Origin of the sequence: Tepidibacter aestuarii (assembly GCF_934924865.1) — a bacterium.
GTDB classification, from domain to species: domain Bacteria; phylum Bacillota; class Clostridia; order Peptostreptococcales; family Peptostreptococcaceae; genus Tepidibacter_A; species Tepidibacter_A aestuarii.
On record NZ_OW235315.1, the window covers coordinates 2,745,263 to 2,771,224 of the forward strand.

23 protein-coding genes are annotated in these 25,962 nt (G+C 28.4%); 2 read left to right on the top strand and 21 right to left on the bottom strand.

Going from position 1 to position 25,962, the window contains the following annotated elements; all coding sequences use genetic code 11:
* Positions 1–37: 37 nt before the first annotated feature.
* The 13 genes from bioA to M2214_RS13555 form a co-directional block, all read right to left on the bottom strand.
* A complete protein-coding gene (gene bioA, locus M2214_RS13495) occupies positions 38–1,378 on the bottom strand; it encodes an adenosylmethionine--8-amino-7-oxononanoate transaminase (protein WP_248484874.1) in 1,341 nt (446 codons plus the stop codon).
* A gap of 1 nt (position 1,379) precedes the next feature.
* Entirely contained in the window at positions 1,380–2,120 is a 741-nt protein-coding gene (gene bioD / locus M2214_RS13500) for a dethiobiotin synthase (protein WP_248479615.1), read from the bottom strand.
* A gap of 20 nt (positions 2,121–2,140) precedes the next feature.
* Positions 2,141–3,121 carry a biotin synthase BioB gene (gene bioB, locus M2214_RS13505; RefSeq protein ID WP_248479617.1) on the bottom strand — a complete coding sequence of 327 codons (981 nt, stop codon included), beginning with the start codon at positions 3,119–3,121 and terminating at the stop codon, positions 2,141–2,143.
* Positions 3,122–3,156: 35 nt separating this feature from the next.
* Positions 3,157–3,750, bottom strand: coding sequence for a biotin transporter BioY (locus M2214_RS13510; protein ID WP_248479624.1), 594 nt, complete (start codon positions 3,748–3,750; stop codon positions 3,157–3,159).
* 260 nt (positions 3,751–4,010) lie between these two features.
* Positions 4,011–5,339 carry a hypothetical protein gene (locus tag M2214_RS13515; protein WP_248479632.1) on the bottom strand — a complete coding sequence of 443 codons (1,329 nt, stop codon included), beginning with the start codon at positions 5,337–5,339 and terminating at the stop codon, positions 4,011–4,013.
* 396 nt (positions 5,340–5,735) lie between these two features.
* Positions 5,736–6,557: a L,D-transpeptidase gene (locus tag M2214_RS13520; protein ID WP_248479634.1), complete on the bottom strand. Its 822-nt coding sequence runs from the start codon at positions 6,555–6,557 to the stop codon at positions 5,736–5,738.
* Positions 6,558–6,638: 81 nt separating this feature from the next.
* Entirely contained in the window at positions 6,639–7,856 is a 1,218-nt protein-coding gene (locus tag M2214_RS13525) for a DEAD/DEAH box helicase (protein WP_330651502.1), read from the bottom strand.
* Positions 7,857–8,056: 200 nt separating this feature from the next.
* Positions 8,057–9,493 carry a sensor histidine kinase gene (locus M2214_RS13530; protein WP_248479636.1) on the bottom strand — a complete coding sequence of 479 codons (1,437 nt, stop codon included), beginning with the start codon at positions 9,491–9,493 and terminating at the stop codon, positions 8,057–8,059.
* Complete coding sequence (locus M2214_RS13535) at positions 9,493–10,170, bottom strand: response regulator transcription factor (protein ID WP_248479638.1); 678 nt, start codon at positions 10,168–10,170, stop codon at positions 9,493–9,495. The genes M2214_RS13530 and M2214_RS13535 overlap by 1 nt, the downstream gene beginning before the upstream one ends.
* 141 nt (positions 10,171–10,311) lie before the next feature.
* A complete protein-coding gene (locus M2214_RS13540; protein ID WP_248479639.1) occupies positions 10,312–11,232 on the bottom strand; it encodes a 5-oxoprolinase subunit C family protein in 921 nt (306 codons plus the stop codon).
* A 2-nt stretch (positions 11,233–11,234) separates the two neighbouring features.
* Positions 11,235–11,975, bottom strand: coding sequence for a 5-oxoprolinase subunit PxpB (pxpB, locus tag M2214_RS13545; protein ID WP_248479642.1), 741 nt, complete (start codon positions 11,973–11,975; stop codon positions 11,235–11,237).
* Positions 11,976–11,986: 11 nt separating this feature from the next.
* A complete protein-coding gene (locus M2214_RS13550; protein WP_248479644.1) occupies positions 11,987–13,210 on the bottom strand; it encodes an NRAMP family divalent metal transporter in 1,224 nt (407 codons plus the stop codon).
* A 13-nt stretch (positions 13,211–13,223) separates the two neighbouring features.
* A complete protein-coding gene (locus tag M2214_RS13555) occupies positions 13,224–13,994 on the bottom strand; it encodes a LamB/YcsF family protein (protein ID WP_248479646.1) in 771 nt (256 codons plus the stop codon).
* A gap of 542 nt (positions 13,995–14,536) precedes the next feature.
* Between M2214_RS13555 and M2214_RS13560 the strand changes: the two genes are divergently transcribed.
* Positions 14,537–15,586, top strand: a complete 1,050-nt coding sequence (locus M2214_RS13560; protein WP_248479648.1) for a YkvI family membrane protein — start codon at positions 14,537–14,539, stop codon at positions 15,584–15,586.
* A gap of 106 nt (positions 15,587–15,692) precedes the next feature.
* Here M2214_RS13560 and M2214_RS13565 read toward each other — a convergent pair whose 3' ends face one another.
* From M2214_RS13565 to M2214_RS13600, 8 genes are all read right to left on the bottom strand, one after another.
* On the bottom strand, positions 15,693–17,483 hold the full coding sequence (locus M2214_RS13565) for a methyl-accepting chemotaxis protein (protein ID WP_248479651.1): 1,791 nt from the start codon (positions 17,481–17,483) through the stop codon (positions 15,693–15,695).
* A gap of 52 nt (positions 17,484–17,535) precedes the next feature.
* A complete protein-coding gene (locus M2214_RS13570; RefSeq protein ID WP_248479653.1) occupies positions 17,536–18,546 on the bottom strand; it encodes a ketoacyl-ACP synthase III in 1,011 nt (336 codons plus the stop codon).
* Positions 18,547–18,810: 264 nt separating this feature from the next.
* Positions 18,811–19,743 (bottom strand): DMT family transporter, encoded by a 933-nt coding sequence (locus tag M2214_RS13575; protein ID WP_248479655.1) that lies wholly within the window; start codon positions 19,741–19,743, stop codon positions 18,811–18,813.
* A gap of 133 nt (positions 19,744–19,876) precedes the next feature.
* Complete coding sequence (locus M2214_RS13580; RefSeq protein ID WP_248479657.1) at positions 19,877–20,353, bottom strand: PTS sugar transporter subunit IIA; 477 nt, start codon at positions 20,351–20,353, stop codon at positions 19,877–19,879.
* An 11-nt stretch (positions 20,354–20,364) separates the two neighbouring features.
* Positions 20,365–21,120, bottom strand: a complete 756-nt coding sequence (nagB, locus tag M2214_RS13585) for a glucosamine-6-phosphate deaminase (protein ID WP_248479659.1) — start codon at positions 21,118–21,120, stop codon at positions 20,365–20,367.
* Entirely contained in the window at positions 21,121–22,260 is a 1,140-nt protein-coding gene (gene nagA, locus M2214_RS13590) for an N-acetylglucosamine-6-phosphate deacetylase (RefSeq protein WP_248479661.1), read from the bottom strand. It lies immediately after the preceding gene.
* A 49-nt stretch (positions 22,261–22,309) separates the two neighbouring features.
* On the bottom strand, positions 22,310–23,677 hold the full coding sequence (gene nagE, locus M2214_RS13595; protein ID WP_248479663.1) for an N-acetylglucosamine-specific PTS transporter subunit IIBC: 1,368 nt from the start codon (positions 23,675–23,677) through the stop codon (positions 22,310–22,312).
* A gap of 14 nt (positions 23,678–23,691) precedes the next feature.
* Positions 23,692–24,531 (bottom strand): PRD domain-containing protein, encoded by an 840-nt coding sequence (locus tag M2214_RS13600; RefSeq protein ID WP_248479665.1) that lies wholly within the window; start codon positions 24,529–24,531, stop codon positions 23,692–23,694.
* 314 nt (positions 24,532–24,845) lie between these two features.
* Between M2214_RS13600 and M2214_RS13605 the strand changes: the two genes are divergently transcribed.
* Positions 24,846–25,958 (top strand): glycosyl hydrolase family 8, encoded by a 1,113-nt coding sequence (locus M2214_RS13605; protein WP_248479667.1) that lies wholly within the window; start codon positions 24,846–24,848, stop codon positions 25,956–25,958.
* The last annotated feature ends 4 nt before the right edge of the window (positions 25,959–25,962 follow it).

A 25,962-nucleotide genomic window follows, 5' to 3' on the forward strand; every position in this document is an offset into this window, starting at 1 on the left:
TAATTTAATTGATAGGAAAGTTTCCCTTTCCTATCAACTAAAAAAATTCAAGTATAGAATCCCTTGCTGTATTTACCATTAAATCCATCTCTTTATCATTAATAACATAAGGTGGCATAAAGTATATAACATTTCCTAACGGTCTTAATAGTACACCTTTTTTAAGAGCTATTTTATAAATCTGATAACCAACTCTACTCTTCCAGTCAAATCCTTCTTTAGTTTGTTTATCTTTAACAAGCTCAATAGCACCTATCATACCTAATTGTCTATATTCTCCGACATTCGGTAGTTCATTTAATATATTCTCTACTTTTTCTCTTAATAACTTAGACTTAATTATATTTTTTTCAATAACTTTTTCATCTTTAAATATATTAAGCGTCTCTACTGCAACAGAGCATCCCAATGCATTTCCAGAATAACTATGACTATGTAAAAAAGCCTTTAGCTTTGGATAATCATCATAAAAAGCATTATATATTTTATCTGTCATCAAAGTTAATGCTAAGGGCATATATCCTGCTGTTAAACCTTTAGATAAACACATAATATCTGGTGAAATTCGAGCATGTTCACATGCAAACATTTTCCCCGTTCTTCCAAACCCTACAGCTACTTCATCAGCTATTAAGTTAATATCATATTCATCGCATAATTTTCTTAGTTTTTTTAGATATTCTGAAGAATATATCTTCATACCCGCTGCCCCTTGTACCATAGGTTCTATTATTATAGCACTTATTTCTTCATGTTGTTTTTCAATAGTTTTTTCCATATTCTCAAAACACTCAGATTTGCAATTTTCTCGGTCTAATCCATATGGACATCTATAGCAATCAGGACCTTGTACTTTAATAACATCTAACAACAAAGGATTGAATACCTTATTATAAAGATCCACATCACAAACTGATAATGCACCAAGTGTTTCTCCATGATATGCATCTGATATCTTAACAAATTTTGTTTTTTTATTTTTTCCTATTTGTTGATGATATTGAAAACTTAATTTTAAAGCTATCTCTACTGCTGAAGATCCATTATCACCAAAAAATATTTTATTTAGACCATCTGGAGTTATATCTACTATTTTTTCAGCAAGCTCAATAGCTGCTTCATGAGAAAAATTTGCAAGCATAACATGCTCAAGTTTATTAGCCTGCTTATATAAAGCTTCATTTATCCTTTTATTAGAATGCCCAAATAAATTTACCCACCATGATGAAACAGCATCTAAATATCTTTTCCCATTCATATCCTCTAGAAAAACTCCTTCTCCTCGTTTTATAACTATCGGGTCAAATGTTTCATAGTCTTTCATTTGAGAACATGGATGCCAGATATATTTTAAATCTTTCCTTTGAAGTTCATTCATTTTACTCACTGCAAATCCCCCTATCTTTCCTTTTGAACAAATTCAATATTTTATTTATATCCAGATTTTTATCAAATTCTTTTCTTGCTTTTAAAATAAATTCTTCTTTTTCATCTAAGTCTAACTTATTTATTACAGAAATTATATCTAACCCTGTTATTGACTTAATAACTTCTATATTGTCATCTTCATAATAAGTTCCAGTATATTTATTTATTATTAATCCTCTTATTTGTATTCCTAAACTTTCTAGGAAATTCACCGTTAGTACAGTTTGATTAATAGCTCCTACTCCTATTGTTGTTACGATCATCACAGGAATATTTAAGTCTTTTACAAGATCATAAATGTAATATTTATCTCTTATTAACGGGACTATACTGCCACCTGCCCCTTCTACTATACAAAAGTCATATGTTTCATATAGTTTTTTATAATGATTTATTATTTTATTTTTATCTATATGTATATTCTCTATTTCGGATGCAAGATGTGGAGATACAGCTTCTTTAAAACAATAACAATTCATTATTTCATAGTCTTCATTAACTTCAGATACTTTTTTTATAAATTCTACATCACCCGATATTAATTTATTATCTTTTACTATTCCACCACTTTGCACAGGTTTGAAGCTAATAGCGTTATAATTATTCTTTCTTAAAATATAGTTTATCCCTGCTGTTATAAATGTTTTTCCAACATCAGTATCAATCCCGACTATAAAAATACCTTTATTCAAAAAACCACCCCTTTATCCTCTTATATCTCTAATCCAGCACAAATTATCATTTCTTTATCATTTTCAACATCACTTCCTATTGTAGTTAAAAAATTTCCTACTAATGCAGCATTTACTCCCGCTTTAAAACCTAAGCTTTGTTTATCTTTTAATGCCATTCTGCCTCCAGCATATCTAATATATGAGTTAGGTATAATATATCTAAATAATGCCATACTCTTAAGAATTTCTAATGGGGATATGACCTTTAAATCTTCGTATGGAGTTCCTTTTATAGGCATTAGTATATTTAATGGTATCGAAGTTATCCCTAGAGATTTAATTTCAAACGCCATTTTAACTCTATCTTCTTTGGATTCTCCCATACCAAAAATTCCACCACAACAGATTTCAAGATCTGCTTTTACAGAATTTTTTATAGTTTGTATTCTTTCCTCATAATCATGAGTTGTACATATATTTTTATAGTTATCACTACTAGTCTCTACGTTATGATGATACATACTTACTCCTGCTTCTTTGAGCTTTAATAATTGTTCAAATGTTGCTATCCCATGTGATGCACATAACTTAAGATCGGTGTCTACTTTTAGTCTTCTGTATATATCTACTAGTTTATTTATTTCTTCGTTACAACTTATCTCTCTACCACTAGTAACTAGTGAAAATCTGTGAGCTCCTGAATCTTGAACTTCTAAAGCTCTTTCTAAAATCTCATCATAATTTAATAAACTATATTCTGTAATACCTGTATTGTAATGAGCTGATTGAGCGCAATATTTGCAATCCTCAGAGCATCTACCTGACTTCGCATTCATTATTGTACATAAATCAACTTTGTTACCTACATATTTTTCTCTTATTTTATTAGCTCCCAAAAAAAGTAAATCTAGAATTTCTATATCTTTTTCATCAATATTGATTATTTTTAATGCTTCATCGTATGTTATTTCCTTACCATCTAAAACTTTCTGTATTACTTCTTCCATAAATTTTTTCATATTATCTTAATCACCTCAAAATATAATTTTAAAAGCTAAAGTAACTGTTCTGTTTTATTTTTTAATGTTTGATTTTCAATCGAAGTCGTTCTTCTTAATGCTGGTATTACACGAACAGCTGAGTATGCTATTATTACACTAAGAATTAAATCTGAAATTATATATGGTGTAAATCCTGCTGCTATTGCCGCCTTTACTGTCATTGCTTTTCCCAGATAAACATTAACAATCATGTACAGGTAAGAAACTCCTATTAAGTAAACCCAAAATAGCCCTAGTAAAACTGGCTTAATAATTTTCATAAAAGTAATTTTTTTTAATTTCTCCGTTGATTTGCCAATTACATAAGCACATAATATAAATCCTAATAAATATCCAAATGTAGGCTGAAAAATATATGTAGGTCCTCCACCATTAGCAAAGATAGGGATTCCCATCAATCCAATTCCAACGTATAATAACTGTGAATATAAACCATGCTTAGCTCCTAAGAGAACTCCTGAGTATGCACAAAATAAATATTGCAGAGTAAATGGAACTATTGGTGTAGGAATTTTTATAAATGCCCCTATTGCTGTTAAAGCAGCAAACATTGAAATCAAAATCATATCTCTCGTCTTAATTTTCATCTTATTACTCTCTCCTTTTACCAAATATTTGTTTATGATGTTATTTTACATAGTTCAGTTCACATTGTCAACCCAATTTAAGTTTAAGTTTACAATTATTATATGGTAATATTTTACACGATATAAGTAATAGTATCTTGTATAGTAACAAACCTTATATAATACGATTAAATTTTATGCAAAAAAATAATACCATCTTTTTATAAAATAATTACTTTATAAAAAGATGGTATTATTTTCGAATTTAATTAAAATAAATTTTAATAATTATTAATCTTTCCGTAATCTCTAATATCAGTTCCATAGTATTTAAGACTTCCATCATATCCATCAAATACTGCTGCATATATTATGCCATTATATTTTATATGAGCCTCGTACTCTACTTTTCCTTTTGTATTTACAATAGTTATAATATCTAATATCTCCCCATCTACTTTGCTTTCAATATCTTTTTTAGTTATAGATGCGGGAATTATATTCTTGTTTGAATTTCCTAGATAAAAATCAGTTATTTTTTTATTTTTTTTGATAGTTATAGATATCTTACTTCCTTCAAGATATCTGTCATCGTTTTTTTGTATATATCTATATGTTATTTCATCTATAACATTTGCTAATTCTGATTCTTTGTCATATCTTATTTCTTTGTCATACAAATAAACCTTATTACTAAATTTATTTACTATATTTTGAGCTATTTTATCTAATTCCTGCTCATTATATACCTTATCCTTTTGATGTGTTGTGTAACTAACTGCATTTATTTTAATATCTTTAATAGTTCTATCATACGTTAGTTCATATTCAGTTTCATCATATATATTCTTTTCCAGATAATTACGTTCCTTATAATTTTTAAATACATACTCATTTTTATTTTCATCTTTATTATTATAATTAAGAGTAGTATCTGGTACAACCTTTGAGAACACACCTTCACAATAACTCTTTATTTGTCCAAAATCATCTTCTATATTTATATTTTCAGCTACTTTGTTTTTTAATTTATAATCTATAAGTATCTTATACTTTTCTTGTTCTAAAATTTCATCTGCTTTTTTAGAAAATTCATGTTGTTTTTTAATTATTTTTTTCTCTATCTTCCCTTCATAGTCAATATCAAAAACCTCTTCATCGTATAGTTTACCCATTATTTTTTTACATTCTTTTAAAAGCTCGTTGTTATAATCTTCAAGTGTTGTTAAATACTCTCTTTCTTTATCGTTTATATTATTATCACTTAATATAACTTCTATATTTTCATCTACATATAAATATACATTCCATATATATTTATACATATGTAAATTTCCCTTTATATCTTCTACCATCCAATTAGATCTATGATAATTCCAAATTTTATCTTTGTTTATAAACTCTTTATTCTTGTAATTATCTTTAACTGTTAAAACGCAAGATATATTTTCATTTAGAGCCTGAACTTCTTCCTTAAATTCTTCAAAATTATAATATATATCTTCATTAACAGCATTTTTCATATCAAAGTATTTATTAGAACAATAAATTGAAAGTAATACCATTAAATCTATTATAATTATACATATTTTTTTCTTACTCAACTTCATACGATAATCCCCCTTGTAGTTTTCAGCAGAATTATTATACCATATTTTTACAAACATTAAAAATTTCATATCTAATTCTAAGTTATGTATATAAGTGTTTCTTTGTATTTTTGATATATATTTATAGATTTGATAAGAGAGTTATTTTCTAAATCTACTCAATTTATAACCATCCAAACTTAAAAATGAAGCTTATTGAAATGTTAGCTACTTTTGGTTAATATTTTTCTATAAAACTTAGATAGAGGCATTTAAATATTCGTTAAGAAACTTCTTTGTTTGACCATAGGGAGTTTAAGAAGTTTTAGAATATTTAATAAGACTCAATCTTTAGTTTTATTAAAATATTGACTAAGTAGAGTTATTTCAATAAGCTTCATTTTTCGATTAGACACATTAATTTACATGAACAGCAGTTTTATCAGCTACATTATCATATATCCACTTCGCATTCTCAACACTAAGTCTTATACATCCATGCGATAAAGATTTTCCAAGTCTTGAATCTACTATTTTTTTCCCTTTTGAATCAAATAATATTGAATGAAAATAATAATTCCCGTAGAAGTTGACCTTGTATTTAGCTCTTACCTTTCCGCTGTATGAAATGAGCCATGGAGCCCTACTCTTAACAGTAAAATTCCCCTTAACAGTAGGAGTAGATGCTTTCCCATCTGTACAAACCATCTTTTTCTCAAGCTTCCACTCTTTAGCCTTACCTTTGAATACATATACCATATTTTTCTCAGTATTCACCCATATAAGTCTATCAGTTTGACTAGTCAAATTCTTGGTTTTATTTACATATTTCTGTAAACTTTCTATCTCTATTTCCTCTGCTGTTTTAACCTTAGCAGGCTCTACTTTTATTTTATTCACCACATTCACTTTTTTAGATTCACAAGTTACAATATTTCCATTCCTATCTTTAATACTAACCCCCACATAATAAACTCCTTCACATGTAACAGGATATTCAAATGCATTACTGTTACTATACTCTTTTGTATAAATAACATATGAATCCTTTAATATACTCCACTTATATGTCAACTTACTTCCCTTACTAAAAGCCTTAAATTTCAGTAAATTTCCTGTAAGCTCTGTCTCCTTTTCAGTAACAATTTGAGCACTCATAATAGGTTCAGCATAAGATGTTGAAGACAAAAAAAATATAAACACCAATAAATACAATACACATGATTTAAATTTAATCATTTCATTTCTCCCTTTCGTGAAAAAATCTATATTGTAAATATATGATGTTTATATTTTTTTATAACTAATATATTATTTTAACTATCTTCTACCTCTTCTATTTTTATTAAATCCATTACTTTTTTTAGAAAAATCTCTTTTCTTAGACTTAGATGATTTTTTAACCTCTACGAAAGAATTTTCACTACCTTCTTTTTCATATCTTTGTTTTTGTATTTTCATCTCTATTCCCTGCTCTATATCAGCAAGTGTTCTTTGATCCTTAGGAGCAACGAAAGTAATAGCTACTCCATCTTTACCAGCACGACCAGTTCTTCCTATACGATGTATATAACTTTCTGCATCTTCTGGCACATCGTAATTAAATACATAACTCATACCTTCTATATCAAGTCCTCTAGCAGCTATATCAGTTGCTACTAAAAATTGTAGCTTAAGATCTCTAAATTTCTTCATTACTCTTTGACGCTTAGGTTGACTTAAATCACCATGAAGTTCATCGCAGTCATATCCTCTTTCATTTAAAGCTTCATTAAGCTTTTGCGCACGAAGCTTTGTACGACAGAATATTATAGCCATAAAAGGTCTGTGCTCATCTATAGCATGACAAAGTGCATCTTGTTTTAATCTATCAGTAGTTTCAATAACTATTTGTTGTATTTCATCTAAAGTTACCTTTTTACTTTCAACCTTTATAAATTCAGGTTTTCTCATATATCTTCCTGATAAAGATTTTACTTTTTTAGTTAAAGTTGCAGAGAAAAACAATGTCTGTCTTGACTTATTACTGTTATTAATTATTTCTTCAATCTCATGTATGAATCCCATATCAAGTATTTGATCTGCCTCATCAAGTACAAGTGTTTTTAAGTTTTTAAAGTTTATAGTCTTTCTTCTAAGATGATCTTCTAACCTTCCAGGAGTACCTATTACTAAGTGAACTCCTCCCTTTAGCTTGTTAATCTGTTTTTCAACGTCTTGACCACCATAAGCTGCAAGTATATTAATTTCCTTAGCTTCTTGTAATTTTTTAGCTTCATTAGTAATCTGAATAGCAAGCTCTCTTGTAGGTGTAACTATTAAGGCTTGTACTACACCTTTATTAGGATCAATCTTTTCTAATATAGGAAGTAAAAAGGCAAGTGTTTTTCCCGTTCCCGTTTGAGCTTGCGCCATTACATCCTTACCTTTTAATATCACAGGTATACTCTGCTCCTGAATAGGTGTAGGCTCTGTTATTCTATTTTCTTGTAATACATTTTCTAACGCTTTACTTATCCCAAGATTTGAAAATTTCATAATAAATATCATTCCTCTTTTAATTTATATTTAAATTCTTTAATTCACGCTAATATCCCAATCGTTTGTATATAGGATTTATGAAGACATCCTAAAGTCTTCATCTTATCACCGATATCAAATGAATCTACTTTAGTGTAGTCATAAACCCCATATATGTTTTCAATGCCAAATTTTATTTTAACACAAATTTACCTACTTTATAAACATTTATCTGCATCAAACCAAAATATAACTCCATTTTCGACATTCGAAACACCATATTCATTTTTGTGAAGTTCTTGAATAGCCCTTACTATCGATAATCCAAGCCCATATCCTCCATATTCCCTAGTTCTGGCCTTATCTGCCTTGTAAAAGCTAGTCCATATATTATCTATATCCTCGTTTAATATATGTTTTCCTGAATTAAATACACTTACTCTTATTTTTTTATTATCTTCATTTACAATTATTTTTATAATATTGTTGTCATCAACATGATCTATTGCATTATTAATAAAATTGACTAAAATCTGTTCTATTCTAATATTATCTGCAAAAACATTTCCTATATAGTTTTTATCCAATCTTAAATCCACATTTTTTTTATCGAATATATTCTTATACTTAGTAATAGTTTGGTCTATTAAATCACATATATTAAATTTTGTCTTTTCTAGTTTAAAATATCCAGACTCTATCTGAGAAAGATTTAAAAGGTCTTTAACTAATACATCCATCTTTTTAGCCTCATCTATTATTACATCACAGTAGAACTCTTTGTCCTCTTCACTTTCTATAACATTCTCCTTTAATCCTTCTGAATATCCTTGTATTAAAGATATTGGGGTTTTGAGCTCATGTGAGACACTAGATATAAACTCTTTTCTCATATTGTCTACCTTTCTTTTTCTTTCTATATCTTCTTCCAGTTTTTGATTTTCTTGATACAGATTTGATATAGCCTTATCTAGTTCACCTGATAGATAGTTTATGTTATTGGCAAGCTGACCAAGCTCATCGTCTGTATCTACTACACATTTCTCAGAAAAATTAAGGTTTGCAATATTTTTAGTTATATCATTTATATATAGCACAGGATTAGTAAATTTTTTAGAAAAAATTAAAGCCCATATTATTCCTATTATTATTGCTAATAGTCCAGTAAATATCATAAACTTATTAGCTATGCTTGCACTTTCAGATATAGCTGGCATAGGAATTTTAAGTATTAATATATCTTTATTTTTTAATATAGTTCTAAGTGCTAAAAAATCGATATTTAGCTTTTTATCAGATTCTAATGCAAATACATACTTATTATTAATATTCATCATACGGTTTGAATACATAGGATTAAATGCCCTCTTTGCATACATTCCAGCCGATGTATACTTAACATGCCTATTTGGACTTATTATCATTATACTTGCACCTATTGTGTTTCGAATAATTTCAAGGTCTATATATATATCATCTATATTTCCTGTATATATAGAGTCTATCTCTTCACTTGCATTCATTAATATATTCTTCTTTTGGTTTATATAGTATTTTTCAAGTAAAGTAGAATTAAGTCCCCATAAAAGAACTACAAATATAACCACTATACTAGTTATGCCTATAAATAATCTTGTCCTTATAGATTTTTTCATTATTTCTCAACCTCAAATCTGTATCCTATACCTCTTACCGTATGAATCAAATCACTTTGATTTTCAAGCTTTATTCTAAGTCTGTTTATATGAGTATCAACAGTTCTAAGTTCACCAAAATAATCATACCCCCATACATTATTAAGTATTTGCTCTCTGCTAAGTGCAACCCCTTTATTATTTATCATATATAACAATAGTTCATATTCTTTAGGGCTTAGCTCTGTCACTTCATCTTCCAAATATACTACTTTAGCATTATCATCGATTTTTAACTTTCCAAACTCTTGAATCTCTTTTTCAACTTCTTTGCTTCTTCTAAGAAGTGCATTTACCCTTGCTACCAATATTTTAGGACTAAATGGTTTTTTTACATATTCATCAGCTCCCATTTCAAATCCAAATAATTCGTCAAACTCTTCACTTCTAGCTGTAAGCATTATTATAGGTACACTAGATTTATTTCTTATCTTTCTACAAACCATCCACCCATCGTATTTTGGCATCATAACGTCTAGTATTACTAAATCTATATCATTTTCTTGTTCAAATATATCAAGAGCTTGCTCTCCATCATTAGCTTCTATTATAAAGTATCCTTCTTTTTTCAAAAAATCTGATACTAACTTTCTCATTCTCTTTTCATCATCAGCTATTAATATCTTTTTTACAGACATATCTCAATCTCCTTTTTATTTAGTAAGATGTAAATTATAGTCTATTCTATAACAATTATTATAACCTATCTTTTATTTTTATGGATATAAACACAAAAAAAAGACATAAAAATCTTAGAATTATAGATTTTCATGTCTTTTTTAATAAAAGCTGCTTTTCAGTATTTTATGAGCTTCTTCAATACTTATTGACTTGAAATTTATTTTATCACCTGGTTTAGCCTGCGCTATTTTGGATAAATCATAACTGATAATATGTGCAATTTTAGTATATCCACCTGTTGTTTGTCTATCAGCCATCATTATTATAGGTTTTCCATTATCAGGGACTTGTATGGCTCCAAAAGCTATTCCATCAGAAATAATATCTGCACCTTTTATATGTTCTATTTTTTCTCCATCCAATCTATATCCCATTCTATCACATTCATTTGTAACAACATATTGATTGGAAAGAAAAGAATTTATTCCTTTATCTGTAAAGTAATTATCTTGAGGACCTAAAATAACTCTAACTTCAAACTCATTAGTATACACAGGTTTGTGATTTGAATGTATAGTTCTTCCTTTTAAGTTTTTAAAATTATCTTTTATACTGCCAATCTTTAATATATCGTTAGACATTAACGATCTTCCTTCATAACCACCTATTTTTCCTTTTATATATGTTGATTTACTTCCCATAACTAAAGGTACATCAATTCCTCCAGCAAAAGAAATATAACTTCTGCATCCACTTTTTATTTGACCAAAAGATAATATATCTCCTTTTTTAACATACATACTTTTCCACATATATATGCTTTTTTTGTTTATCATAGGAGATAAATCTCCTCCTGTAATAGAAATAACACAATCATCTAAAAACTCAATTTCAGGTCCCAAAAGAGTAACTTCTAAAACAGCTTCAAACAAATCATTTCCAACCAATAAATTAGAAACTCTATGAGAAAAAGAATCCATAACACCCGATACAGGAACGCCAAACTTTTGGTAGCTGTATCTACCTTTATCTTGTACTGTAGTCAATAGTCCAGGTTTTATTATTTTTATACTTCCCAAACTTAAGCACTCCTTTTTTGTTTTGTATATATTTTATATTCATACGTTCCATTTTCTATTTCTTCTTTTATTTTTAAGTATTCTTCTTCACTAATTTTTGTAAATTTAATATAATCTCCTGACTTTAATAAAATAGGATTTTCATTATATGGATCATATAATTTTAAAGGGGTTCTTCCTATTAACTGCCATCCTCCCGGACTGTCTATTGGATATATTCCAGTTTGACTTCCTGCTATACCAACAGATCCTGCATCTATTTTTATTCTAGGTGTTTTAAGTCTTGGAGTTTCTATTTTTTTATCCATTCCTCCTAAATAAGCAAATCCTGGTGTAAATCCTAACATATATACTAAATACTCTTTAGATGTGTGAACGTTTATCACTTCTTCTAATGATAATCCATTAGTTTTTGCTACCTCTTCAATATCAACTCCATATTTTCCACCATATACAGTTGGAATCTCTATAATCCTTGATTCACAAAAATCAATATTATTAATTCTATTTTCTAATTTATCCAATTTATCCATTAAAGTATAATAGTCTATATCAAAAGGATTATAGTGTACTATTAACGAACAATAAGTAGGCACCACTTCAATTATTCCTTTTAATTTAGATGATTCTATAGCGCTTGTCATTACTTTTATTCTTGAATTTATTTTTGGTGATATTTCTTCCCCGTACTCTATTACTAAAGCTCTATCCCCTGCAAATGAATATTTTGGCTTTAAATACATAATATCTCCCCCTAATGCATCAACAGTTGTATGTTTTGTAAAGATTTTACTCCTACATATGAAGCTAAAATAACTATAAATATTCCAAACACTAAAAGCCATGTAGGATGTTTATAATCTCCAACAATACTTTTTTGTTTTGAAGCAAATAACATAACTCCTACTGTAATCGGAAGTATTAATCCATTTAATGCACCTGCTAATACTAATAGTTTTGCTGGTTTTCCTATTAATGTTAATATACATGTAGATATTATAATAAAAGCTATAATAAAATATTTTTCATTCTTATTTATTGATGGATGCAAAGTTTTTAAAAATGATACAGAAGTATATGCAGCCCCTACAACAGATGTAATCCCTGCACACCAAAGTACTATTCCAAAAAATTTATATCCAATCATTCCTGCTCCATGTTTAAATGCTGAAGCCGCTGGATTTGAAGGGTCAAGAGCTAATCCCTTGCTAACTACGCCAAGTACTGCTAAAAATAAAAATACACGCATTATAGATGCTATTACAATTCCAATCACAGAACCTTTTGTAATTTCTTTTACATTTTCTTCTCCTGTAATTCCTGCATCTATTAATCTATGTCCTCCTGCAAAAGTAATATATCCACCTACTGTTCCTCCTAAAAGAGTAATAATTGGAAAAATTAATGCTTTTGGATTTTCTGGATTAACACTTTTAACAAGTGCATCACCAGCAGGAGGGTCTGTAACAAAAGCTACATAAACAACTATACAAATCATTAAAATACCTAATACTTTTGTAAATCTATCAACTAAACTTCCTGCATCTTTTGATAAGAAAATAATAATACCTATAATACAACTAATTACTGCTCCCATGTTTATATTAATTCCTGTAAGAGCATTTAATCCAAGTGCTGCCCCTCCAATGTTTCCAATATTAAATGCAAGTCCTCCTAAAGCAACAATTACTGCAACAAAATACCCAAGACCCGGTACTACTTTATTAGCAATATCTTGACCTCTCATGCCAGATATACCAATTACTCTCCATACATTCATTTGAGCCCCAATATCAAGAATAATTGATACAAGTATTACAAAACCAAAGCTTGCTTTAAATTGCTCAGTGAATACAGCTGTTTGTGTTAAAAAACCTGGTCCAATAGCTGATGTTGCCATTATGAAAGCTGCCCCAATAATACTGCCTAAATTTCTTTTTACCATATTTGTTTTTGAAGATGCTTTAACCCCATTCATTTTCACAACCCCCTTATTTAATAAAGTTTGACATTGAAGTTACTGTAATTCCTTCACTTTCAAGTCTTTCCTTAATTTTTTTTACAAATTCTATAGCTTTAGGATTATCTCCATGAACACATATAGTCTCTGCTTTTATTTCAATGTCCTCTCCATTAACAGCTGTTACCTTCCCTTCCTTTACCATTCTTAATGCTCTACTTATAGCTACATTTGTATCATGTATACATGCACCTTCTAATTTTCTGGACACTAAGGTCCCATCAAAATTGTATGCTCTATCTGCAAATACCTCATTAGCAACTTTAATGCCAACGTTTTCCCCAGCTTTAATTATTTCACTACCTGAAAGACCTACCAATATAATATTTTTGTCTACTTCAAATACAGCTTCAGCTATTGCCATGGCTAATCCACTATCTTTAGCCGCCATATTATACATTGCCCCATGAGGTTTTATATGTTGTATTTTTTCTCCTTTTGATTTTGCAATTGCCATAATTGCTCCTAATTGATATTTAATATAAGCTTTTAATTCTTCACTTGTAACAGATATATTTCTTCTTCCAAATCCCATCAAATCAAAAAAGCCTGGATGTGCTCCTACTTTAACACCTTCTTTTTTTGATATATCAATAGTTTTATCCATTATGATAGGATCACCCGCGTGCCATCCACATGCAATATTTGAAGAGGTAATATATTTTGCTACTTCTTCATCTAATCCGATCTTATAAGATCCAAAACTTTCTCCTATATCACTATTTAGATCTACTTTTCTCAATCAAATCCCCCCCCAATTCCATGCCGATTCAACCATTCCTTTTTCTTACATTGCAATTCTTGTTTATTATACTATCATAATTTCATAATTCTGCAAACACTTTTTCATGTGATTTTGCAATTTTTTATATATAAATTTCATTTTATGGCATTCTTGTGTTTTCCTACATTTTTTCACGCCTTCACTTTACCCACCCAAACCCTTTGATTTTTCAACGTTAAAAAGTTCATCTTCATTTTTCTTGCCATTCATAATTCAAGAATTAATAATATTTCAAATTATATTTTTTTCATTTTTCTCCAAACATATATATAACTCCTATTCAACAATTGAATATACCTAGTTATAACATTGCATTTTTAGTATATTTTCATTAATATCCAATTTTATACAAGATTTTTAAATTAGGAATATAATTTCCTACTCATTATCGAAAAATAGTTACATATATATTTTTGATTACAACACTTGTTAATAGTGTAATTATTATTTTATATCTACATAAAATTAAATAATGATTATGTTTTTAAGGGGGATTTAATATGAAAGATAACTCATATATCAAAATAGCAAGTATCTATGTAGGCACCATAATAGGTGCAGGATTTGCTTCAGGACAAGAAATTATGAACTTTTTTGGAAAGTTCGGAGTAAATGGTCTAATAGGTATAATAATCGCAACATCTTTATTCTGCTTGATAGGAAGTATAATCCTTTCAGCAGCTCATACAAATAATATATATAGCTACAATCAACTCTTAGAAAAGATATTCGGTAAGAGTATAAGCAAAGTAATAGATTTTTTAATTATACTATTCCTAATAGCTGGCTATTGTATAATGCTCGCAGGAAGCGGCGCTATATTTCAGGAGCAATACAATATAGATGCTAATATAGGTATATTATTTATGGCAATAGCCACATTTATAACATTTATTTTCAGTGTAAAAGGATTATCCACCGTAAACACGGTAATAGTTCCTTTCTTATTAATTTCAATAGTGTATATAGGATCAAATGTTATTTTACATGAAGGTATAAATATAAATGTCCTAAACCACATTAATACATCTAATGATTACAAATTCATAATATCATCTGTAACTTATGTTGGGTATAATATGATACCAGCTTTAGTCATACTTACATCAGTTGGGTCTTTAGTTGACAGCAAAAAAAATGCTATAAAGGGAGGTATACTTGGAGGATTATTTCTTGGAATACTAGCTTTATTCATACTAATGCCATCACTTATACTTTATAACGATATATCTACCTTAGAACTTCCAATGCTAAATATATCGAGTTACTCAAATTACAGGGGAAAATATTTATACTCTATAATACTTTGGTTTGCAATGTTTACAACCGCAATAGGAAATGGATTTGGAATTATAACTAGGATAAAACCGATATTTAATATAGATCAAAAGAAATTATGCTTTTTATTTTGTGTAATATCTATATTCTTAGCTAAATTTGGATTTTCAAATTTAATAATGATTCTATACCCTATATTCGGATATATAAGCTTTTTGATAATAATATGTGCTTTCTTAAAGCTTGTATTTAAAGGTAGTATAGTGAGATGATTTTTGTAGATAATCAAAAATCTTCACTTGTAAAATTTGTATAATATATGGCCTCATCCTAAAAGGTGAGGCCATTCTACTTTTTTGGGAAAGTAATATAATTTAATTAAAATCTAAACTTATTAACTTCTTCTTTTAAATAATGAGCTGTTTTTTCTAAGTTACTAGATATTATTGATACTTCTTCTACAGTGTATCTTTGTTGTTCCATACTAGAACTTACTTCTTCAGTAGATGCAGCAGATTCTTGAGCTATTGATGCTATGTTTTCAATTGAACCAAAAACAGTCTCTTTATATTCATTAATCTGCAAAATATTGTTAGATAAATCATTAACTTGTTTTACTGAAATTAGTATCATTTCTTCAATTTTATTAAATGATTTGGCTACATTTTCAACAGAATTACTTGTTTCCTGTACTAATATATTTGATTTTTGAATACTTGATTCTGTGATTTGCATTTGTTTCTGCATTTCATCAATAATAGTTTCAACTTCTTTTGTAGCATTATCTGATTCTGTAGCAAGTTTTCTAATTTCTTCAGCTACTACTGAAAATCCCTGACCATGTTTACCTGCTCTAGCGGCTTCTATTGATGCATTTAAAGCTAATAAGTTAGTTTGACTAGCTATAGATTTAATAGTATCAACTATATGTACTATTTCAGATGATTTTGCTGCTAATAATTTTATATCATTAGACATTTCTGTTGATAAGTTAGCATTGATATTAAATTTATCCTTTAAAACTATCATTGACTCAAAGCCCTCTTTGCTAGCTTTGTCTACTTGTTCTGCACTATTTTTCACTATATTAGAATTTTCTGTAGTATTATTAATTTTTTTTCCTAAATCACATAGCTTAGATACTCCTATTTGTGAATCTTGAGCTTGATTAGTTGCTCCACTTGACAACTCATTTATAACATAAGAAACTTCACTAATAGATTTTACAGTTTCATTAATGGTCTCTGTTAAATTCACTGAATATGTATATATATTTTCAGATTCCTTTGAAATATTTATAATGAGTTTTTTTAAGTTTTCTTTCATTTGATGAAGTTTTCTACTCATATTTCCAATCTCATCCGATGAAACACTAACTATGTCTATATCTAAATTATTTTTAGCAATATTATTTATTGCATTTTCCATATGCATTATATTATTTTTAATATTATTAATAAAAACATATGAAAAAGTCATTGTAACATAAATTATACAGCAAGCAGAAATTAATAAATGAACAGCATATTTATCAGGATTTATTATACCGGTATTGATCTCGTAAATTAAGTACGAGTATGTACTGATGCCTAAAAATACTACAGATAAAATGCCTATAAATATTTTTGTTGATAGTCCAAATTTTATGTATGCATCGTTTACATCTTCAGTATTTTCTAATTTATTATCAATAAAAATATTCATAATAAATTTTTCGGAATTTATATAATTTAGGACAAAGCCAGTTAAGCCAAAAATGGTACCCAATATTAATGATGCTATGTATTGAATTTTAGTTACAGAAATAAAAAAATTAGTAATAATCATAATACTAAATAGACCAAACATACCTCTAAAAAACATAGTAATACCTTCTTTAAGAGGAAGTTTTAATAAACTTCTTTTAATAGCAACTACGTCTTCACCGTTTAAATCTTTTAGTTCATAAAGTGATTTTAAATCATTATATATAAACTTTTTTCTAAGACCTAATCCAACTAACAAGTTTAAACCAACTGCTAAAGACAATGAAAAACAATGATAATATAAATTATCACCCCAAAATCCTCCTAATACATATATATTGTATATTGCAAAAGGAAGCAAAACCAAGTATGTAGTTGCTTCTAAATTAAGTGTTAATTTCCAATATAAGTTTTTAGCTTTCATAATATAATATCCTTTCATAAGTTAAATATATATTTTTACTTAAAACGTTACTTTAGAATATATACAAGATAGAGTTTAGAATTAATCCCGTTCCAACTGAAGCAAAAATAGCTTTACTTCCTTCTTTTATATTTTTTGTTTGTAAAGCATAATGTAGAGCAATAATTGGACTTGTAGCTCCAGTATAACCATATACATCTCCTATATAAGGAAACTTATCCTCATATTTTTCAATGTCTAGTAGTTTAGCTGTTTTCTTTAAATAATTAACTGTAAGTTGAGATAAAAAGAAATTATCTATATCGCTAATTTGAAATTTATATTTATCTGCAAATTCCTTTATCATTTTTGCCCATACATCTGGACAGAAATCCATAGAAAAAGGTATCCACTTCATTTTTCTATCGTATTCAGTAACTTCATCTTTTCTTGCTTTAGTCATTCCACAAGCAGGAGACATAGCATTTTCATAGTATTTGGAAAATGTCAAATATTTAGATTCAATAATTCCTCTTTGAATCTCCTCTTCTTTTTTTTCTAGAATTATTGCTGCAGCTGCATCACCTACCATAGGATAAGTAACTAAACAATCTTCTCTTGATATTGAAGATGCATATATACCACTTACTATTAAAGAATATTTTATATCTTCTTTCATTTTCATTACACAGCTTATTTGATCTAATGCTACGAGCATACCAAGACAATTAGCATTCATATCATAAACAACATTTGCATTTTTTGCATTAATTTTATTAGCAATAATTAGAGCATTGGAAGGGCTCAAATACTCAGGAGTATCAGATACAAATACTATCATATCTAGCTGTTCAGCAGAAATATTTGCATTTTTTAATGCTTTTTCTGCAGATTTTATTGCCATTGTTAATGAATTTTCATTTACGTTATTTATTATTCCTCTTTTATTTTTCCCTGTTTTTTGCAATATATTTTCTACATCTACAGCTATTTCTTTAAAAGCTTGTATATAGTATTTATTGCTTATAATGTTACACGGCTGATAAGCTCCTATTCCTTTAATTTTTACATTTGTGTACCCCACTTTAAATCCTCCTATCAATTTTAGACAAAATTCGAACCCATATGTTAGTTCATTTGGTTTTATATTACTTTTTATTACATTATAATACAAAAAACAATTAAATCAAAGTGACCAAAGTACTATATCAAAAGTTTGATTAAGTATCGGTATTTTAATGAATCTATTTTTTTGCTAAACACTAATATATTTAATAGTTTATCCGAAAGGAGCACTTACGCAAAAAATTCAGTTGGATTAAAAACTCCAACTGAATTAAGTTTAACTTTATATTTCTGCATTTTCGACATCTTCATCTATCTTTTCTTTTTTCTTAACATTAATCACAACTATAGATAATATAACCATAATCATACCTATTATTTGAAGAACCTCAAGAGCTTCGTTAAATACAAAATATGCTACAATTGCAGCTACTACAAGTTCTAGCGACACTATTATACTGCAAACACTCGCCTCTAAGTACTCGACTGCCTTTACATAAGATCCATTAGCTATTACAGTATTAAAAAGACCTACTCCTATAATGTTTTTTATTATAAAGTACATGTCATTTGTACCTTTGAATATATTTACAGTATTTTTAAAATCTACGAAAAATATTAAAAATAAAGTTCCAAATAAAAATGAATATGCTAAAAGACAGTCCTTATCATATTTTTCATCAACTATCTTAGCAAGTACTCCTTGAAGTGCAAATGAAAATCCAGATATAAGTCCAAATATTATTCCCTTTATACTAATTGAAAAATTACTGAATTCGTATCCCTTCGATATCATAAAGCAACCAAATAAGTTCAGTATTATAGCTATTGATTTATTTTTATTTATCTCTTCATTAAATAAAAAGTGAGATAAAACCACTACCCAAACTGGGCATGTAAACATTAAAACAGTCGCTATAGATACAGAAACATAATTTATGGATATATTGTAGGATATAAAGGTTAATGTAAATGCACTTATTCCATAAATCATAAAAAATATTATTCCTTTATAATCAACCTTCAGGCTATTCGGTTTTTTCTTTAAACAATATAAAAAATAAAATACTGATGCAATTAAAGTTCTAAAAAAAGAAATTTCAAACGGATCAAAATTTAAATTTCCTAAATTTCTAGTAGGAACACCCATATATCCCCAAAATGCAGCAGCTATAATAACTAATATAAATCCTTTTTGCTTATCTATATTATCCATACTTCCCACCTCAAATTGTGTTTTTATGCACTATGATTATAACACCATTAAGGTATTTTGTGGAAAATGTTTTCACAAAATACAAAAGCCTATACTATTTATATGAATAGTATAGGCTTTTATATTATCTTTATTATTTTTTCAAAGTTATATCCATAACATTTTCTATATTTTTAAGATTTTTATCTAAACATTCTACTTTATCCATGTTAGTTATTATTATAGGAGTTATAGTGTCTTTTCCTTTATTTTTTATATAGTCTAAATCAGCTTCTACAACAGTGTCTCCTTTTTTAACAGATGTTCCTGCTTCTAATATTCTTTTAAAACCTTCTCCCTTTAAATTCACAGTATCGATGCCTATATGAACTAGTATTTCTAATCCTTCTTTAGTAGTTATTCCAAAAGCGTGATTTGTAGGAAATATTTGAGTAATCTCTCCATCACAAGGTGCCACTGCTTTATTGCTAGATGGGATTACAGCAACTCCATCTCCAAGCATTTTACCAGAAAACATCTGGTCATTTACATTTGTTATATCTACAATTTCTCCTTCAAATGGAGATTTTATGATAATTTGGTTATTCTTTTTCTTAAAAAAATTTAACATCTAGTCCCCTCCTATAAATACTGTTTATCTATTTCTTCTAAATTTAATTTTGAACCTGCTTCCTTGTCTATTACGAATATAACATCTGGATGAAGCTGAAGTACCGATGCTGGTATACTAGGTGTTATATTCCCGTATATTGCCTCATATATACATTCTGCTTTTTCTTTTCCACTTGCGAGAAGTACTATTTTTTTAGCTCTCATAATAGTCTTAATTCCCATGCTTATAGCCTTCGTTGGAACTTCCTCTATTGAATCAAAAAATCTCGAGTTATCCTCTATAGTTTGCTCATCCAATTTTACCATATGAGTTAATGCTTCGAATTTAATATCTGGTTCATTAAACCCTATGTGCCCATTCCTTCCTATACCTAGCACTTGAATATCTACTCCACCTTTGTTTCTTATCTTCTTTTCATATTCCAAGCATTCTTCATCTATATTATCAGCCATACCGTTTGGTATGTTGATGTTTTCCATATTTATGTTTACTTTTTCAAATAATTTCTTTTTCATATAGTGGTAATAGCTTTGTTCATTTTTTTTGTCTAGATTAAAGTATTCATCCAAATTGAATGTAGTTATTTTTTCAAAATCTATATGCCCATCTTCATAAGCTTTTGTAAGCTGTTTATACATACCTATTGGAGTTGATCCAGTAGCTAGTCCCAATACACTATTTGGCTTTAATATTATCTGACTTGCGACTATATTAGCAGCTTTTTTGCTCATATCATCGTAATTGTCAACACATATAATTCTCATCTATATCACCTCGTATAAAGTATCTCCATTTATTATTGTTGTTAAAATTTTTATATTTTCATCAAATATTACCAAATCTGCTGCTTTTCCTTTTTCTATACTTCCTATTTCATCATATAGGCCTATTGCTCTAGCAGGGTTAACTGTTACCATATTAATAATGTCATTTATTTTGTATTTCGTATTGTCTCTTATGTTCTTAACTGCATCGTTTAATTTCAATATACTTCCAGCTAATGTGTTATCCTCAAGTCTTGCACTTATTTCATCTACTATTACCCTTTGTCCTCCAAGTTCATACTCTCCACATTTCATGCACCCAGCTCTCATAGAGTCAGTTATAAGTATTACTTTTTCCTTTTTATTCATGTCTATGAATGATTGAAATATTCCTTTGTGAACATGTATAGTATCAGCTATTAGCTCACAGTATATATCATTTGCAAATAAAGCTCCTATAACACCTGGATTTCTATGGTGCAGCCCAGTCATAGCATTGAAAGCGTGAGTCACATAGGTTACTCCATTTTGAATAGCTTCTATTGCTTGTTCAAATGTTGCATCAGTATGTCCCATAGATAAAACTACATTTTTATGTTGTTTCACTTTGTTAATAAACTCAAAGTTTTCATCTTTCTCTGGTGCAAATGTTATTATTCTTATTATATCTAGATAATTCTTTATAAACTCGTAATCAGGATTTATTATATATTTTTCATTTTGCGCACCTTTGTATTTAGGATTTATAAATGGACCTTCAAGATGGACTCCAACAGACTTTGCCCCACCTGTAATTTTTGTGTTTCTTATATTATCCAGTGCATTTTTTATATCTGATTTTGACATGCTCATAGTGGTTGGCAAATAAGATGTGACACCATTTTGGATTATAGTCTTAGATATAGTATTTAAGGCTTCTTTTGTAGCATCCATAGTATCATATCCGCCAGACCCATGTATATGAAGATCTATAAAGCCTGCACTTACATAATTCCCTTTAGCATCTATAATGCTGTCGACTTTTACATTTTCAAACTCATTACTCTTAACTATATCTACTATCTTATCGTTATAAACAATAACACTATCTTCTAAAACTTCATCTTCTAGTATTATTTTTGAGTTTATAATAGCTCTCACTATAACCATCTCCTGTTTTAGCTTTTTATTTTAATAAGAATGAAGAAGCTTATATAAGCTTCTTCATTCTTGAAGATAAAAGTTCAACCTTAGTTCCCACTACGACTTGCATACTCTTATTGTTAACCTTTATAACTCCCGATGCTCCTAATGACTTTAATTTATTTTCATCTACTTTAGAAGCATCGTCAACAACAAGCCTAAGTCGTGTTATACAAGAGTCTAGCTCAACTATATTTTCTTTTCCACCTAATGCTTTTAAATATTCAACTGCTAACTCATCCATATCACTGTTTTTATTAGAAACATTAGAGTCTCTATCTTCTGATACATCCTCTCTACCTGGAGTTTTAATATCGAATTTCTTTATAGCAAATACAAATATAACATAGTATAATACGAAGAATGCTATCCCTAAAGGTATTAACAACCATCCATTAGTAGCTAAGTTCATATTTACAAAATAGTCTATTGCTCCAGCTGAGAATCCAAATCCATGACGAATTCCAAACATATAAGTTACCGCCATAGATAAACCTGTTAAAACAGCATGTATTACATATAAAACAGGTGCTATAAACATAAACATAAATTCAAGCGGCTCTGTTATTCCCGTTAAGAAAGAAGTAAATCCTACTGATAATAACATTCCTCCTACAGCCTTTTTATTTTCCTTTTTAGCACAAGTATACATAGCAAGAGCTGCTGCTGGAAGACCAAACATCATAACGGGGAAAAATCCAGTCATGAATAATCCAGAATTTGGATCTCCTGCAAAGAATCTATTTAAATCTCCTGTTGCTCCATTATAACTTCCAAATATAAACCAAACTATACTGTTTATAATATGATGAAGACCTGTTGGTATTAATAATCTGTTTAAGAAACCAAACACAAACATTCCTGCTGCCCCTGCTCCTATTATCCAATTACCTATAGAATCTATTCCATCTTGAATGTATGGCCATACATAACCAAATACAAAACCTAATACTATACAAGCAAATGCTGTTACTATAGGTATAAAACGCTTTCCACCAAAGAAACCTAAGAAATCAGGTAGCTTAATATCATTATATTTATTGTACAAGTTACCAGCTACAATACCCGCTATCATACCTGCTAAAACGCCCATATTAATATCGGCATTAATAGCCTTAGCACAACCATCTAAAACAAAATATCCAACTGCACCAGCAAGTCCTGCTGCCCCTTGTGAATCCTTAGCAAATCCAATTGCTACTCCTATTGCAAATAATATAGCTAAATTGTCAAATACAGCACTTCCTGCTGCCGTTATAAACGGCATATCCCATAATACCCCAAGCCTTAATAGTATCGCTACAACCGGCATTACAGCGATAGGAAGCATTAATGATTTACCTAGCTTTTGAACCTTACCAAATACATTATTCATTATAATTCCTCCCTTTATTTTTTTAATCTTTCAATATGAATTGCCATATAACCCAGTTCTTCTTCTAATACTTCAGTTTCATACTCCTCTTCTATCTTTTCTTTTATTTTTTCTATTATTTCAAATGAATCCTTAAACTGTTCTTTTATATTGCTCAAAAGTGGATTTTTGATAGTTTTTTTATTTTTTATTCTATCTAAAGCACCTTGTAGATGATTTATAAGCCTTTTATACTCATAATCTGTTTTTTTGATTTTTATATTAAGACCATCTTCTATGATATTTACTATCTCATTTAATATTCTCGTGCTTTTAACGGTCTCTTTTACATTTACGTTTTTTTTGGCAGAATGAAGATGCATAGCTATAAAGCCAACCTCTCCCCTTCCTAAATCAATATCTAAATTTTCTTTTATAATGCTTATTCCCTCACTTGCAATCTTAAATTCTTCAGGATAAAGTATGTTTATTTCATCTATAAACGGATTGGTTATTTCAAGACCTGAATTTACTCTTTCAATAGCAAATCCTATATGGTCTGTTAGAAGAATGTGTATATGAGAATTTAAATCACCTAATTTTTTTTCTGCACTATCTATTATTTTTTCACTTATCTCTATTACCTTTGAATCTGTACTATTTACAATTTTAAAATAATCATTAGTCATTTTATCATCGTAAGTTACAAATGATTTTTCTATACTATTTCTTGGAATATAGGCCTTTTTATTCTCCTTTTTCCCAAATCCTATGCCTTTTCCAAGAAGTATTACTTCTTCCTTGTTATCAAGGTCAAAAGCTAGAATTATATTATTGTTTAAAAGCTTTAATACTCTAAAATTTTTCTTCTCCAAATACACCCCTCCTATCTAAAATTTGGAAACAAAAAAGGCGTAAACTTATATACACAAGATTACTTGTATACATAAGTTTACGCCTGCTCAACAGTAACGCACTAAATTTATCATTCAATTTTTTTAATTTGATTGATCTAATGATAGCATACAAGAAAAACATTTGTCAATATTTAATGAATTTTTTGTTTATATGTAATTTTATGCAAAATTGTGTTTTTTATTTAGTATGTTCTTAACAAACTAATATAATGTATATTTTTTCCCAAAAAACCAAAACTATTTAATATATATTATTTTAAAGGAGTTTTTATATGAAAAAATTATTGTTTCTAATCTCACTTTGTTTTACATTACTGATTTTTATAAATTTCAACTTAATCTATAATTCTAAAAAAGTCGATAATATACCTATCAAAACATCATATAGCGAATATAACACTCTACAATTTATACTAAACAACATGTCAAATTCAAAACTTGGAATATACACAAACTATTTGGATTCAAAAGAGATAAATATAGATAAGGCTACTGGAAAGGATATACTATCAGAATCTCAAGGCCTACTACTTCTATACCTTTTAAATAAAGATGATAAACATAATTTTGATAAAGCCTTAAAGTTTACCATTAAAAACTTATCTCTAAAAAACTCTACATTTGCATGGAGAATAAGAGAACATGAATTCGAAGACAACGCTAATTGTCTAATAGATGATTTTCGAATATTAAAAGCATTAATTCTTGCTGATGAAAAATGGGATGATAAAGATTATTCTAAAAAAATAAAAAAAATATCTGACGGTTTGTTAAAGTACAACACAAAGGACGATATATGCTTTGACTTTTACGATATAAAAAATAAAATCACCTCAAAATATACTACAATTTCATATATAGATTTATACACATTAAAAAATCTATCATTATTAGATAGTAGATGGAAAAATATATATGAAAGTTCTAAAAATATAGTACTAAACTCTAAAATACCTAATACAAGTTTATATAGATACAGATATGATATTGAGAATAAAAAATACGTAGATCAAAAAAATATAGATTTAACTCAAAATTTATACACACTAATACATTTAGCAGAAGTTGATTTAATATCATCAAAAGATATAGATTGGATATATAAAGAGTTCAAAAAAGACAATAAGCTATACTCCCAATATTCTTTGGATTTAAATCCTGCATCTCACATAGAATCCACAGCTATTTATTCACTTGCATCTAGATTATTCTATTTAGTTGATGAGCCTAAAAAATCACAAGAATTATTAAATAAATGCACTGCATTTCAAGTATCTCGCAAAGATTCCACTTTATACGGAAGCTTTGGGAATGAACAAACAAAAGAGGTATATTCATTTGATAACCTTCAATATTTATTATCTATATCTTTACTAGATATTTAATGGA

What these genes read in the sequence shown, in the direction of transcription:
- M2214_RS13515 (WP_248479632.1), bottom strand. Translation starts at nt 5,339, where the DNA reads ATGAAGTTGAGTAAGAAAAAAATATGTATAATTATAATAGATTTAATG.
- pxpB (WP_248479642.1), bottom strand. Translation starts at nt 11,975, where the DNA reads ATGTATTTAAAGCCAAAATATTCATTTGCAGGGGATAGAGCTTTAGTA.
- M2214_RS13560 (WP_248479648.1), top strand. Translation starts at nt 14,537, where the DNA reads ATGAAAGATAACTCATATATCAAAATAGCAAGTATCTATGTAGGCACC.
- M2214_RS13535 (WP_248479638.1), bottom strand. Translation starts at nt 10,170, where the DNA reads ATGTCTGTAAAAAAGATATTAATAGCTGATGATGAAAAGAGAATGAGA.
- M2214_RS13565 (WP_248479651.1), bottom strand. Translation starts at nt 17,483, where the DNA reads ATGAAAGCTAAAAACTTATATTGGAAATTAACACTTAATTTAGAAGCA.
- M2214_RS13605 (WP_248479667.1), top strand. Translation starts at nt 24,846, where the DNA reads ATGAAAAAATTATTGTTTCTAATCTCACTTTGTTTTACATTACTGATT.
- M2214_RS13510 (WP_248479624.1), bottom strand. Translation starts at nt 3,750, where the DNA reads ATGAAAATTAAGACGAGAGATATGATTTTGATTTCAATGTTTGCTGCT.
- M2214_RS13520 (WP_248479634.1), bottom strand. Translation starts at nt 6,557, where the DNA reads ATGATTAAATTTAAATCATGTGTATTGTATTTATTGGTGTTTATATTT.
- M2214_RS13580 (WP_248479657.1), bottom strand. Translation starts at nt 20,353, where the DNA reads ATGTTAAATTTTTTTAAGAAAAAGAATAACCAAATTATCATAAAATCT.
- M2214_RS13530 (WP_248479636.1), bottom strand. Translation starts at nt 9,493, where the DNA reads ATGAAAAAATCTATAAGGACAAGATTATTTATAGGCATAACTAGTATA.
- nagE (WP_248479663.1), bottom strand. Translation starts at nt 23,677, where the DNA reads ATGAATAATGTATTTGGTAAGGTTCAAAAGCTAGGTAAATCATTAATG.
- bioB (WP_248479617.1), bottom strand. Translation starts at nt 3,121, where the DNA reads ATGAAAAAATTTATGGAAGAAGTAATACAGAAAGTTTTAGATGGTAAG.
- M2214_RS13525 (WP_330651502.1), bottom strand. Translation starts at nt 7,856, where the DNA reads ATGAAATTTTCAAATCTTGGGATAAGTAAAGCGTTAGAAAATGTATTA.
- M2214_RS13575 (WP_248479655.1), bottom strand. Translation starts at nt 19,743, where the DNA reads ATGGATAATATAGATAAGCAAAAAGGATTTATATTAGTTATTATAGCT.
- nagB (WP_248479659.1), bottom strand. Translation starts at nt 21,120, where the DNA reads ATGAGAATTATATGTGTTGACAATTACGATGATATGAGCAAAAAAGCT.
- bioA (WP_248484874.1), bottom strand. Translation starts at nt 1,378, where the DNA reads ATGAATGAACTTCAAAGGAAAGATTTAAAATATATCTGGCATCCATGT.
- M2214_RS13550 (WP_248479644.1), bottom strand. Translation starts at nt 13,210, where the DNA reads ATGAATGGGGTTAAAGCATCTTCAAAAACAAATATGGTAAAAAGAAAT.